A 12,496-nucleotide genomic window follows, 5' to 3' on the forward strand; every position below is an offset into this window, starting at 1 on the left:
GCGGCTCACGCGCGGGTTCATCTCGATCACGATCACGCGCCCGTTGTCCGGGTTCACCGCGAACTGGATGTTGCTGCCGCCCGTCGCCACCCCGATTTCTCTGATGATCGCCAGCGACATGTCGCGCAGCCGCTGATATTCCACGTCGCTGAGCGTCTGGGCGGGTGCCACCGTGATGCTGTCGCCGGTATGCACGCCCATCGGGTCGAAGTTCTCGATGCCCGTGATGATAATCACCGTGTCGGCGGTATCGCGCATCACCTCCAGCTCGTATTCCTTCCAGCCCAGGATGGATTCTTCCAGCAGCACGCTCGTCACCGGGCTGTCGCGCAGGCCGCCCGCCGTGATGTCCAGAAAGTCCTCGTAGCTGTGCGCGATGCCGCCGCCCGTGCCGCCGAGCGTGAAGCTGGGCCGGATCACCACGGGCAGGCCGAGTTCCTTCTGGTATTCAATGGCCTCGTCCAGACTGTGGACCATCTTGCCTTTGGCCGTCTCGATGCCGATCTTGGTCATGGCCGCCTGGAACAGCTCGCGGTCCTCGCCTTTGCGGATGGCCTCCACGCCCGCGCCGATCAGCTCGACGCCGTATTTCTCTAAAACTCCCCGCTCGTGCAGCTCCATCGCCAGGTTCAGCGCGGTCTGACCGCCCAGGGTGGGCAGCAGGGCGTCGGGCTTCTCTAAGGCGATCACCTTCTCCACGAATTCAGGCGTCAGCGGCTCTAAGTAGGTGGCGTCCGATAAGTCCGGGTCGGTCATGATGGTCGCCGGGTTGCTGTTGACCAGCACCACGCGGTAGCCCTCCGCCTTGAGGGCCTTGAGAGCCTGCGTGCCGCTGTAATCGAACTCGGCAGCCTGCCCGATCTGAATAGGACCGCTGCCGAGGATCAGGATGGTGTGTAAGTCAGTGCGCTTGGGCATTTCAAAAAGTGAGTATGTCACGAATGCTGAGGGGAGGGGTGAGGGGCTTGTATGGTTATGCAGGGTGGGGGAGCTGGTTCAGTCGGCGCCGATCATGTCGATGAGGTAGGGTTGCCGGTCACCGGCTTGTGCGTCCGACTCATTTTTGCCAGCTTGCGAGTGGTTGGAGTAGGTTGCCCAATCTGGCTGATACGCTTCGGCCTGGTCACCCCAGGCGGTCCACCCTGGCCGCGTGCCACGGGCGAACATCTCCAGATACGGACCAGGACTACATGATTCGACCAGTTCGTACATCTCGTCGGGTTTGCGTGAGTGCTCCCGTTTCTGGGTCCGTAAGATGTTCACCTGTCGTCGTCCGGCGGCCAGGGTACGAGCATTTTTACCTTTCACTCCAAATAAGATCAGTTCAGTCGTATTACGAAAATAAAAGCCCACGCCGCGTCCATCCGGCCCGCCGTCTTTGCGGACCTTGTGCCAGACCAGATTGGTCTTGTATTCAAATCCCCAGGCGTGCAATACCTCAATGCCTTCGATCAGCAGGGCATTGGGCACCCAGAGGTACAGGTGAGCCGTTTCGGCGGTGACCTGCGCGACGGGAAGGGCCTTGATTTCGTCGAGGTGGAGTGTGCTGTAGCGGGCCAGACGGTGATGTTCGGGGGCCATCTTGCCGGTACGGTTCTGGAACTGCCAGGGTGGGTCGGCCAACACGGTCCTGAAAGCCGTCTCACCGCAGCGGGCCAGGAAATCCTCGGCTGGTGACAGGTCGAATGATGGTGCATCAGTCATGGTCCACCTCCGCCAGGTCGGCCAAATATGAACCGAGATCCACGATCACGGCGGGGCGGATACCGATAGCTAGAATGGGACACGATCCGTTCCTGCCCGCCTCCAGTCGGTACAGCAATTTTCCCATCCAGGTCGTGCTCGCGCCGTACTTGGAGCGGATCGGCTTGCCCCGGTCATCGTTGCCCAGTTGTGCGAAAATCGGTGTCAGCTCAGCGCTACGGGTGAGCAGTACGCCCGCACTGATCACACCGGTTTGTGCAAAGGCGCTCATGGCATACAGGTCGCGGTCAAAGGTCTGGTCCTTCGCTGTTCCATTCCATGTCGAAAGCCACGCGGTTTTTAACATAGTCGATGTTGTGGCCGTCAATGAAGTTGGGCAACGTATAAGCATCTTCCGTCTGCTCGTCTTTCGCCTTGCCGGTCCGGGCCATCCGGCGCACCAGCAGGTCTCCTTGTACTCTTGTCTCCTTCCAGCCCAGTGGACGGAGCAAATCACTCATTTTTTTCGGAATGTCCGACTCGTTGCCGCCGGGTTTGCGAATATCAGCGACGGTGATCTGAAAGTCCCTAAGTGCGGTTAATAGTTCACCAAATTCCAGCTTGCAGGTCGTGCTCAGGATTTCGGCGGCATGACGGAAACTGTAGACTTCGTACCGTCCCAGAAGCTCGGCGGGAACGTAATCGGCCAGCTCCTCGTTTTTGAGCACATGCACATTGGCAAGCCGTTTTTTGACTGCCGAATCTTCCTCAAGGATGGCATCGGTCAGTCGATTGTAATCAGTCACAGAACAGTGCTCCAGGCGGCCATACGTCTAGTCTACCTAAACCCCGTTGTGTGTGGGCTTCAGGTGTGAGCTCCCGCCCTCATTTCAGCCGTTCCCTGGCGATGCGCCTTCCAGATCGCGGCAATGGGTACGCGCCCAGCATTAAAAAGCGACCAGCCTCCCCCTCGCTGGTCACCTTCACACTCCTTCGCTCACTTACACGCTGAGCTTTTCAACCTGTACCAGCGCAAATCGTCCATCATGGTGCGCTCGCCGTCGAAGCTGACGCTCGAAGCTTTGGCGGCCTGGCTGCCCTTCCTGGTGAGCATCAGCGCAAAGCTGGCGCTGCTGGCCTTACCGATGGCCCAGGTGCCTGTTTCGCGGCCCGCACTCTTGATGCCCATGGCGTTGTCCTCGGTGCTGCGGATGTAGGAGCCGTCCGAGCACAGGTGCAGCGCCTGCTTGGAGCTGACTTCGGGCATACCCATCTCGCCCATGCCCGGCAAGGTGACCTTGACGCCTGCGGCCACGGTCGTCTCGCCGCTGCGAACGCCGCCCGCGCCCACGCTGTCAACGGTGCTGAGCATCTTGCCCTTGAGCAAATTGAAATACGTCTGCTGCTGGGGCGTCATCTTGGCGCTCACGGAACCGGCGGCCAGCACCAGGAGGATCAGCGTCATGTTTTTCATTAACCTACCTTACGGTCATTTCGGCGGCGCTGGATGTGAAGGTCACTCAGATTCGCACAGTCGTGCGGGTCGTGCGGCGCAGGCACGCTGCCGACCATTCAGAAAGAAGCCGACCATTCAGAAAGAATAAGTGACTCGATCAGGTTTTCTAAGCGCAAGTTTGGGGACCGTTAACTTATACTTCCCACATGAAGACCAAGACTTTGCTCAGCCTGACCGCCCTCGCCCTCTGCGCCTCCTCTGCCTCGGCTGCCAGTTACGTCGGCGGCTCCGTCGGCTCCGGCCTGACCGCCCATTACCAGTACGACACCGCCAAAGACGCGGCGCTGCGCTTCGGGCTCAATCTGACGGCGGTGGGGTTTAACTTCAACACCCTCACGCTGGGCGTCGGCGCCGACTACCTCAAGAACTTCGGCTCAGTGGCCGGGCTCAACGACCTCAATCCCTACTACGGCTTCGGGCTGGACGCGGGCCTGGGCCTGGGCGGAGTCAACTACGTCGCGCTGTATCCGCACGGTCTGGTGGGCGCCAAATACAACCTGGCCGCCTCGCCGATCAGTATTTTCGGCGAACTCAACGCTGGTCCAGCCTTCGCGGTCGGCAGCACACTCGGCGTCAATGTCCGGGCCTTCAGTTTCGGCATCGGCGCCCGTCTGGGTCTGAACTATAAGCTGAATTGAGCTGTTGCCGAACTCAAGCTCGCTCGCGCCCCCGCCTGCCCGGTGGGGGTTGTTGCTTTTCGCCGAATCTGCGGCAGACTGACGGGCGTGCCCACCCTTCACCCGCGCACCGCCCTGTCTGCCGAGAGTGTCTTTGCCCGCATCAGTCGCCTGGCCGCCCAGCACGGCGCGGTCAATCTGGGCCAGGGCTTTCCGAGCGGTGCGCCGCCCGCCTTTTTGCTGGAGGCCGCCCGGCAGGCGGTGGGCACCCAGGACCAGTACACCGCGCCGATTGGGCTGAGTTCGCTGCGCGAGGCGGTGGGCCACAGCCTGGGCGCCGACCCTACCGACGTGCTGATTACCTGCGGCGCCACCGAGGCGATGCTGGTGCTGGCCCAGTCGCTCTACGGTCCGCGTGCCGGAGACGAGCGCGACGAGGTGATCGCCTTCGAGCCGGTCTTCGACATCTACGCGCCGCAGGCCGAGCTGGCCGGGGCGAGGTTCGTGGGTGCGGCGCTGCGGCTGGATCAGGGCGGCTGGAGCCTGGATCTGGAGGCGCTGCGCAGTGCCATCACGCCGCGCACGCGGGCGATCATCGTCAACACGCCGCACAATCCTACCGGGCTCATTCTCACCGCCTTCGAGCTGGGTTGGGTCGCCGAGCTGGCCCGCCAGCATGACCTGTGGCTCATCGCCGACGAGGTATACGACGAGCTGTACTATGAGCGGCATGGCACGCATTCGCCCCCCGCGCCGCTGCGGAGCCTGGCCCCGGAGCGCACCTTTACGGTGGGCAGCGCGGGCAAGCGCCTGGACGCCACCGGCTGGCGCGTCGGCTGGATACTGACCCCGCCCGGCCTGGCGCCCAGCGTGGCGGGGCTGCACCAGTGGACGACCTTCTGCGCCCCGGCCCCGCTTCAGGCGGCGGTGGCCCAGGCGCTGGTGGCGGCGGCTGGCAACGGCTTTTACGATGAACTGCGCCGGAGCTACGGCGCCCGGATGCGGCGGCTGGCCTCCGGACTGAGTGAGCTGGGCTTCGGGGTCTTCCGGCCTGCGGGCACCTACTTCCTGACCGCCCGGCTGCCCGGCATGGACGGCGAACGCCTGCTCACGGAGGGCGGCGTGGCGACCATTCCGCTGAGCGCCTTTTACCGGACCTGCCCAGCCCCGGCGGGCGTGCTGCGCTTCGCCTTTTGCAAATCGGAGGCCGAGATCGAGGAAGCGCTGCGGCGGCTGGAGGCGTATCTGGGTGCTACTTGACGGTCAGATCACCCATCGACTTGTCCACCGTCAGTCTGACCTTGTAGGGCGCCGAGTCGTAGTTCGCACTCTGGTAGGTGCCCTGCACGGACAGGCCCTCGGCCACCGTCTTGCCGCCGATCATCAACGTACCGCTGGCGTAGCGCCGGGCTTCCACGCTGATGCCCACGTTGGCCGGAAGCCGAATGCTGATATTGCCCGACGTCTGCCTCAGCGTAAAACTCAGGTTGCCCGCAGGCAGCATCACGTCGAGGTCGCCCATGTTCTGAACGATGTTCAACGTCGTGAGCTTGAGGGTCCGCAGGTCCAGGCTGGCGTCGCCACTGGTCCGCTCCAGCATCAGGCTGATCGGCAGCTCAGCGCTCAGGCTCAGCGCTCAGGCTCAGCGCCCAGTCGCCCGACACCTTCGAGGCGCCGATATACGCCACGCCGTTTTTGACTAGGGGGTTGCGCGCACCCATGACCGGCGAGGTCTTGTCGCTGGGGCTCAGTGTCAATTCACCCATGCTCTGCTTGAGGGTGATGTTCACGCTGGTGTACGTCGGCGCGGCGGTCTGTGCCAGGGCAGCGGGACTCAGACACAGCAGGGTCGGGCACAGCAGGGGCCAGCAGTCGGGCGGGGCGGGTCTTGGGCATGGTCACGTCCTTGCAGGGAAGCGGATGGCCGGGAGACGTTGAGTGACCTGGTTGAGTGATCTGGAGGTTATCAGGCGGCCTGGCAGTGGTGGTCAGCACCTGATGATGGCGGAGGTGACGGCGAACCAGACGAGCGGACCTCTTGCATAGCTATGCGCGACCGGCGTATAACCATACACAGAAGATGACGACCCCGACCACCCGACGCTGAAGGCCCGGCCCTCTGTTCGACGTGTTTTTTCCGTGGAGAGGCCGGGTGCGCCGCGCCGGGTGCTCTGCTGTCTCGCCCCGAATTCATAGCGTCCCGGCTTACCTCACTCCGGCTGCCCCCACTCTGGGAGAATACCGACATGACTCAACCCGACCCTGCTCAACCCGACTCCACTCAACCCCGCCCCAAAATCGTGCTGGCCTACTCCGGCGGGCTCGATACCAGCATCATCCTCAAGTGGCTTCAGACCGAGCGGCACTACGACGTGGTGTGTTTCACCGCCGATCTGGGCCAGGGCGACGAGGTGGAGGAGGCCCGCCTCAAGGCGCTCAGTACCGGCGCCGTGGCCGCCTACGCCCTGGATCTGCGCGAGGAGTTCGTGCGCGACTACGTGTTCCCGATGTTCCGCTCCGCCGCGCTGTACGAGGGCTATTACCTGCTGGGTACCTCGATTGCCCGGCCACTCATCGCCAAAAAGATGGTCGAAATCGCCCAGAAGGAAGGCGCAGTGGCCGTCTCACACGGCGCCACCGGCAAGGGCAACGATCAGGTCCGTTTCGAGATGACGGCCTACGCCCTCCAGCCCGACATCGTGACGGTGGCGCCCTGGCGCGACTGGGCGTTCCAGGGCCGCGCCGACCTCGAAGCCTTCGCGCTGGAGCACGGCATCCCGGTGCCCACCACCGAGAAAGACCCCTGGAGCACCGACGCCAACCTGCTGCACATCAGCTATGAGGGCGGCGTCCTCGAAGACCCCTGGACCGAGCCGCCCGCCCACATGTTCAAGCTGACCGTGGACCCTCAGTTGGCGCCGAGTGAGCCCGAATACGTCGAGATCGAGTTCGAGGCGGGCGATCCGGTTCGCATCGACGGCCAGAAGCTCTCACCTGCCGCGCTGCTCACAAAGGCCAACGAGCTGGCGGGCAAGCACGGCGTGGGCCGCCTGGACCTGGTGGAAAACCGTTTCGTGGGTATGAAGTCGCGCGGCGTCTACGAGACCCCCGGCGGCACCCTGCTCTATCAGGCCCGCCGCGCCGTCGAGAGCCTGACGCTGGACCGCGAGGTGCTGCACCAGCGCGACGCTCTGGCGCCCAAATACGCCGAACTGGTCTACAACGGCTTCTGGTTCGCCCCGGAGCGCGAGGCCCTCCAGGTCTACTTCGACCACGTGGCCCGGAGCGTCACCGGCACGGCGCGCATCAAGCTGTACAGGGGCAACGCGACGGTGGTGGGGCGCAAGGCTCCGGCCAGCTTGTACGACAAGGATCTGGTGTCGTTCGAGGCGGGCGGCGATTACAACCAGCACGACGCTGGGGCCTTCATCAAGCTGAACTCGCTGCGGATGCGGGTGCAGGCGCGGGTGGCGGCGAGGGCGAAAGAGCCGCTGGAGTCGGTCCGCTCATGACCGGTTCACTCCTCAGGTTGCTCGACGTGGTGCAGGCCGCTCTGCCGCGCCTGCGGGCCATCAATGAAACCCAGGCCGCCCGGCAACCCGACCCGGCAATCTGGAGCGCCAAGCAGATTCTGGGCCACCTGATCGACTCCGGCGCCAACAACCACGCCCGTTTCGTGCTGGCCGGTCAGCAGTCGGGCCTGAGCCTGCCCGGCTACGACCAGAACCTGTGGGCCGAAGTGGGCGATTACCAGCACCGGCCCTGGAGCGAGTTGGTGGCCCTCTGGGCGGCGTACCAGACGCAACTGGCGCACATCATCGACAACCTGACCCCGGAGCAGCGCGGGCACACCCTCAGCATCGGCGGCGGCGAGAGCGTCACGCTCGCCTTCGTGGCAAGCGACTACACCCGGCACCAGTTGCACCACCTGGGGCAAGTCTGGGAGCGGACGCGGGCGTGATGGAACGGCCCGCCGCCCTCACCCTCCGCCCGGCCACGCCTGCCGACGCCGAGACCATCCAATCTCAGCGCGACGCCATGTTCACCGAGATGGGCGACCCACAGGGCCGGGTGCCGCTGGCGCACGCCGCCAGTGTGCAGTGGCTCCGGGACCATCTGGAGAGCGGCGAGTACTCCGGCGTGCTGGCCGAGGTCGGAGGCCGGGTCATCGGCGGCGCGGGCGTGCTGTGGCAATCGCTGCCACCCAGTCCACGCACGCTGAGCACGCTGCGGGCCTATGTCCTCAACGTCTACGTGGCGCCGGACGGGCGGGGGCAGGGGCTGGCCGGACTCCTGATCGAGCTGCTGCTGGCCGAGTGCCGGGCGCTGGGGGTAGATCACGTTACCCTCCACGCCTCCGACGCTGGGCGGCGCACCTACGAGCGCCTGGGCTTCGGGCCGACCAACGAGATGCGGCTGACGCTGGGAACGGCCTCGTGAGCGACCTTCCCCAGTTGCCGCTCTCCCGCCGCGCCCTGCCGGAATTTCTGGCGCTGATGCTGGCCGCTGGCATGGACCCGCGCAGCTCGTGGACGCGCACGACCCTGGAGGCCTTACAGGATTCGCTGGCGCTGGCGGGCTCCGGCGGCTACGTGTTGCGCCGCCCGATGGACGACGGACACGAGCTGGTCGCTGGCGTGGGTTTCCGGCCCGCCAATGCACGCACGCTGACCCTCAGCAAACTGGTGGTGGCGGCCTCGGCGCGGGGTCAGGGCCTGGGCAGTCGGCTGGTGCGCTCCGTCGAGGCTCACGCGGCCCAGCATGGGTTCAGCCGGGTGCTGCTGGCCGTCTCGCCGTACAACCCTGACGCAGTGCCGTTTTATGAGCGCCTGGGCTATGTGACCGACCCGCAGGCCGAGTATCCGTTTCGCAGTCCGGGCAGTCCGCTGCCGGTGGTGCTGGTCAACCCCGTCCAGCTCAGTCTTCAGGAGGCCACGCCATGACCAGGACCACCGATAAAAAACTCTGGGGCGGACGCTTCAGTCAGTCCACCGCGCCCCTGGCCGAACTCTTCAACGCCTCGGTGGGCTTCGATCAGCGCCTGGCCGAGCAGGACATTCGCGGCTCGCTGGCGCATGTGGCGATGCTGGGGCAGGTTGGCATTCTGGATTCGGGCGAGGTCGAGCAGATCAGCGCCGGGTTGCACACCGTTCTGGCCGACATCCGCGCCGGAAGCTTCGAGTGGAGACTCGACCGCGAGGACGTTCACATGAACATCGAGGCGACCCTGCGAGACCGCATCGGGCCGGTGGCGGGCAAGCTGCACACGGCCCGCAGCCGCAACGATCAGGTGGCCGTGGACTTCCGGCTGTTCACCAAGGAGGCCGCGCTCGATCTGGCCGAGAAAACCAGAGCGCTGCGGGCGGTGATGCTCAGCGAGGCCGAGAAGCACCTGAGTTCGGACGGGGGAGAGGCGGTCATTCTGCCCGGCTACACGCACTTGCAGGTGGCCCAGCCGATACTCCTGTCTCACTGGTTCATGGCCTACGTGGCGATGCTGGAGCGCGATGAGGGCCGCTTCCGTGACGCCGCGACGCGCATGGACGAATCCCCGCTGGGCAGCTCCGCGCTGGCCGGAACGCCCTGGCCGATAGACCGGCACGCGACAGCGGCTGCTCTGGGATTCGCCCGCCCCACGGCCAACTCGCTCGACGGGGTGGGCAGCCGGGATTTCGCGCTGGAATTCCTGGGGGCCTGCGCCATCCTGGGCGCCCACCTGTCGCGGCTCTCGGAGGAACTGATCCTGTATTCCACTTTCGAGTTCGGCTTTCTGAGTATGCCCGACTCGCACACCACCGGCAGCAGCATCATGCCGCAGAAGAAAAACCCCGACGTGGCCGAGTTGGCTCGCGGCAAGGCCGGGCGCGTCTTCGGCAACCTGATGGGCCTGCTGACCGTCGTGAAGGGCACGCCGCTGGCCTACAACAAGGACCTTCAGGAAGACAAGGAGGGCGTCTTCGACAGCTACGACACCGTGAGCATGGTGCTGCGCTTATATACCGAGATGTTGCCGGAGACCGTCTGGCACGCCGAGGCCACCCGCACAGCCGCCGCACGGGGCTACAGCACCGCCACCGATCTGGCCGATTTCCTGGCCCGCGCCGGGGTGCCGTTTCGCGAGGCGCACGAGGTCGTCGGCGGCTTGGTGGGCCTGGCCAGCCGTTCGGAGCGCCAGCTCTGGGAACTGACCGACGCGGAAATGAGCGCCGCGCACCCGCTGCTGAGCGCCCGTGTGGCGGCGGAGCTGACGGTGGAAGCCAGCGTGGCCGGGCGCCTGAGCTACGGCGGCACCGCCCCGGAGCGCGTGCGCGAGCAGATCGCGGCGGCGAAGGGTGAGCTAGATGATTGAGGCAAGCATCATTCCTGATGTGAAGGGTAAAGTACACTGCACTCATGTTTTTTCTCGTCTGGCGGGGTTGGGGCTGGTTGGTGCCATTAGCGGCACTACTAATCTTTCTTCTGGAAGCGAACGTGTCGCGCGGCTCGCGCCCAGTGCATGTCGTGCTGGGCCTGCTCATCGCCGCTGGTGTGGGCTACGGTCTGTGGCACCTGGATCGCCGTCTGGGCGAGGATCCTGGCCGGGTGTTGGTCGATCCGGCGACGGGCGAGCAGGTACGTCTGGTCAACAAACACGATTTTTTCTGGCTTCCACTGGGGTTCTGGGGTGTGGTGCTGGGTGTGCTGGGCGCTGCTTTGGCGGTGTTGCCCGGCAAATAGACCCTCGGGGCTGGTTGTGCTGAGCCTCCAGGTCGTGCTCGACGACACGCTCCTGCACCAGCGTCAGCAGGAGTGGGCGCACTGGGCGGCTGACCCGGAGACGAATCCATTACGTCATGAGCGGTTGCTGGAGCATGAATTCACGCTTCAGAACGACCATTGCGTCTATAGCCTGGATTCGCGCTTCTCGGACGGCCTGCCGCACTCCGGCATCATCGTCACGCGCCGCCCCTGCGCCACCGTCTTCGACCTGACGCCCGCTGAGGCCAGTGCCACCCACGCGCTGCTGGCCGAGGTCAGAGCCCACCTTGACGCCACCGTCTCACCGGACGGCTACACCATCGGCTGGAATGTGTTCCCGGCTGGGGGCCAACACGTCCCGCACGTCCATCTGCACGTCATTCCGCGCTGGAATGCCGATACGGCGGCGGGCGTGGGGCTGAGATGGTTTCTCAAACACGTCGCCCGCTCACAGGAGGCCGCGCCATGAAGAGAGGCCACGCCATGAAGAGAGGCCACGCCATGAAAAAGGCCACGCCATGAAAAAGGCCGCGCCATGACCCAGGATACCGACCTGCACCACCTCAGCATCCGCCAGGCCGGACCCGGCGACCTGGGCACCATCCACGACCTGATTCTGAGCGTGGGCCTGAGCAGCGAGCGGGGCAACATTACCGCCACGCTGGAGGGCTGCACCTACTGGATCGCCGATCTGAACGGCGCTGCGGCAGGCTGCATCGGCCTGGAGCACGGCGAGGGCGCCTCGCTGCTGCGCTCGGTCAGCGTGTTGCCCTCGGTGCGGCGGCGTGGGCTGGGCCGGGCGCTGGCGATGAGCGCCCTGACCTACGCCAGCCTGCGCGGCGACACCCAGACGTTTTTGTTCAGCACGGGCGCCGGGCCATTCTGGAGTCGCCTGGGCTTCGAGGAAGTGCCGGTGGCTGACCTCAGCGCCGCGCTGCCCGGCACGCCCCAGGTGCGAAGCGGCGAGTGCCGGGGCTGGATTCACAGCGAAGTGGCGTGGAGGAAGGCCCTGTGACGAAATTGACCCTGCCCACACCTGCGTTGCCCACGTTTGCGTCGGTCCCATCTGGGCCTGACACCTCTGGGCCTGACCCATCTGGACGTGCCACATCCGGGCATAGACGTCAAGTCCTAGACGGCTGGGCGCGTCAGGATGCAGACTATGTGCATTCCACAGCCCGTTCGCTGGCCCTGATTCCCTCGCCACTGCCCCGCCCTCTCCCAGACATGCTGAACCCAGACATGCTGAACCCAGACATGTTGAATACTGACACTTCAGACGCCATTTTTATTCCCAGGAGGAACCCACATGACCCAATCGACGAGCACCCAAGGCCAGCTCCGCGCCGCGACCCCCAACGATTACGCCGCCGTGGTCAAGGTGATGCAGGACGCCGGACTCACCCCCGACGCGGTAATGGTGGTCGGCACGACCTACTGGCTGCTGGAACAGGATGGTCAGCCGGTGGGCGCCATCGGGCTGGAGCACGGCGAGGCGGCGTCGCTGCTGCGCGGGGCGGCGGTCATCCCCTCGGCGCGGGGGCAGGGGCTGGGGCGGCAACTGGTCGCCAGCGCGGTGGAGCATGCCCGCGAGCACGGCGACAGTGCGCTGTACATGTTCTCGACGGGCGGCGACTGGTCGAGCTTCGACTTCGAGCAGGTGCCGCTGGCCGTGGTCATGGGCGACGTGCCCGACGCCCCGCAGGTGGCGCACTTCCGGGCGTCGGGCAGCCGTCCCGGCGGCACCACCTGGATGCGCAAGCTGACGTAGAGCAGTACTCCGAATTACGCCACGGGGAAAACAGCCTCCCCGCGCCTCCATTCTGCGTCCTGCTCAGTCAACACTACTCGCTCCGCTCGGTCATAAAAAGACCCTTTTTATGACATCTGCTCTAAAGCGGTTGAACTCAGGCGGTGAAGTGTGACCCTCTCCCTGGAGTCG

17 protein-coding genes and 1 pseudogene are annotated in these 12,496 nt (G+C 65.0%); 11 read left to right on the forward strand and 7 right to left on the reverse strand.

What is annotated here, in order from left to right:
- The 5 genes and pseudogenes from carB to Q0R23_RS09215 form a co-directional block, all read right to left on the reverse strand.
- A pseudogene (gene carB, locus Q0R23_RS09195) lies at positions 1-918 on the reverse strand (carbamoyl phosphate synthase large subunit); the annotation flags it as partial.
- Positions 919-996: 78 nt separating this feature from the next.
- Positions 997-1,704 (reverse strand): MT-A70 family methyltransferase, encoded by a 708-nt coding sequence (locus Q0R23_RS09200; RefSeq protein WP_293912332.1) that lies wholly within the window; start codon positions 1,702-1,704, stop codon positions 997-999.
- Positions 1,697-2,050 carry a BglII/BstYI family type II restriction endonuclease gene (locus tag Q0R23_RS09205; RefSeq protein ID WP_293912334.1) on the reverse strand — a complete coding sequence of 118 codons (354 nt, stop codon included), beginning with the start codon at positions 2,048-2,050 and terminating at the stop codon, positions 1,697-1,699. Before Q0R23_RS09205 ends, Q0R23_RS09200 begins: the two co-directional genes overlap by 8 nt.
- Positions 1,992-2,489: a BglII/BstYI family type II restriction endonuclease gene (locus Q0R23_RS09210; RefSeq protein WP_293912336.1), complete on the reverse strand. Its 498-nt coding sequence runs from the start codon at positions 2,487-2,489 to the stop codon at positions 1,992-1,994. Before Q0R23_RS09210 ends, Q0R23_RS09205 begins: the two co-directional genes overlap by 59 nt.
- A gap of 191 nt (positions 2,490-2,680) precedes the next feature.
- Positions 2,681-3,148: a hypothetical protein gene (locus Q0R23_RS09215; protein WP_293912338.1), complete on the reverse strand. Its 468-nt coding sequence runs from the start codon at positions 3,146-3,148 to the stop codon at positions 2,681-2,683.
- Between the two features lie 197 nt (positions 3,149-3,345).
- Here Q0R23_RS09215 and Q0R23_RS09220 point away from each other — a divergent pair, with 197 nt between their 5' ends.
- Together Q0R23_RS09220 and Q0R23_RS09225 are read left to right on the forward strand one after the other, a co-directional pair.
- Entirely contained in the window at positions 3,346-3,837 is a 492-nt protein-coding gene (locus tag Q0R23_RS09220; RefSeq protein WP_293912340.1) for a hypothetical protein, read from the forward strand.
- Positions 3,838-3,924: 87 nt separating this feature from the next.
- A complete protein-coding gene (locus tag Q0R23_RS09225; protein ID WP_293912342.1) occupies positions 3,925-5,076 on the forward strand; it encodes an aminotransferase class I/II-fold pyridoxal phosphate-dependent enzyme in 1,152 nt (383 codons plus the stop codon).
- Here Q0R23_RS09225 and Q0R23_RS09230 read toward each other — a convergent pair.
- Both Q0R23_RS09230 and Q0R23_RS09235 read right to left on the reverse strand, forming a co-directional pair.
- Positions 5,069-5,416 (reverse strand): LiaF domain-containing protein, encoded by a 348-nt coding sequence (locus Q0R23_RS09230; protein ID WP_293912345.1) that lies wholly within the window; start codon positions 5,414-5,416, stop codon positions 5,069-5,071. The two genes, Q0R23_RS09225 and Q0R23_RS09230, sit on opposite strands and share 8 nt — an antisense overlap.
- 16 nt (positions 5,417-5,432) lie before the next feature.
- Complete coding sequence (locus Q0R23_RS09235; RefSeq protein ID WP_293912347.1) at positions 5,433-5,606, reverse strand: hypothetical protein; 174 nt, start codon at positions 5,604-5,606, stop codon at positions 5,433-5,435.
- Between the two features lie 456 nt (positions 5,607-6,062).
- Here Q0R23_RS09235 and Q0R23_RS09240 point away from each other — a divergent pair, with 456 nt between their 5' ends.
- The 9 genes from Q0R23_RS09240 (at position 6,063) to Q0R23_RS09280 (ending at position 12,325) form a co-directional block, all read left to right on the forward strand.
- Positions 6,063-7,328: an argininosuccinate synthase gene (locus tag Q0R23_RS09240; RefSeq protein ID WP_293912349.1), complete on the forward strand. Its 1,266-nt coding sequence runs from the start codon at positions 6,063-6,065 to the stop codon at positions 7,326-7,328.
- A complete protein-coding gene (locus Q0R23_RS09245) occupies positions 7,325-7,777 on the forward strand; it encodes a DinB family protein (RefSeq protein ID WP_293912350.1) in 453 nt (150 codons plus the stop codon). The genes Q0R23_RS09240 and Q0R23_RS09245 overlap by 4 nt, the downstream gene beginning before the upstream one ends.
- Entirely contained in the window at positions 7,777-8,256 is a 480-nt protein-coding gene (locus Q0R23_RS09250; protein ID WP_293912351.1) for a GNAT family N-acetyltransferase, read from the forward strand. The genes Q0R23_RS09245 and Q0R23_RS09250 overlap by 1 nt, the downstream gene beginning before the upstream one ends.
- Complete coding sequence (locus tag Q0R23_RS09255; protein ID WP_293912352.1) at positions 8,253-8,759, forward strand: GNAT family N-acetyltransferase; 507 nt, start codon at positions 8,253-8,255, stop codon at positions 8,757-8,759. The genes Q0R23_RS09250 and Q0R23_RS09255 overlap by 4 nt, the downstream gene beginning before the upstream one ends.
- Entirely contained in the window at positions 8,756-10,165 is a 1,410-nt protein-coding gene (gene argH / locus Q0R23_RS09260; RefSeq protein WP_293912354.1) for an argininosuccinate lyase, read from the forward strand. Before Q0R23_RS09255 ends, argH begins: the two co-directional genes overlap by 4 nt.
- A gap of 44 nt (positions 10,166-10,209) precedes the next feature.
- Positions 10,210-10,533, forward strand: coding sequence for a hypothetical protein (locus Q0R23_RS09265; protein WP_293912357.1), 324 nt, complete (start codon positions 10,210-10,212; stop codon positions 10,531-10,533).
- Between the two features lie 16 nt (positions 10,534-10,549).
- On the forward strand, positions 10,550-11,023 hold the full coding sequence (locus tag Q0R23_RS09270) for an HIT domain-containing protein (RefSeq protein ID WP_293912360.1): 474 nt from the start codon (positions 10,550-10,552) through the stop codon (positions 11,021-11,023).
- A 66-nt stretch (positions 11,024-11,089) separates the two neighbouring features.
- On the forward strand, positions 11,090-11,569 hold the full coding sequence (locus Q0R23_RS09275; RefSeq protein ID WP_293912363.1) for a GNAT family N-acetyltransferase: 480 nt from the start codon (positions 11,090-11,092) through the stop codon (positions 11,567-11,569).
- Between the two features lie 294 nt (positions 11,570-11,863).
- The gene (locus tag Q0R23_RS09280) at positions 11,864-12,325 is read left to right on the forward strand and encodes a GNAT family N-acetyltransferase (protein ID WP_293912365.1); all 462 of its coding nucleotides are present in this window, start codon (positions 11,864-11,866) and stop codon (positions 12,323-12,325) included.
- The last annotated feature ends 171 nt before the right edge of the window (positions 12,326-12,496 follow it).

The organism is Deinococcus sp., assembly GCF_025362455.1.
GTDB lineage: Bacteria > Deinococcota > Deinococci > Deinococcales > Deinococcaceae > Deinococcus.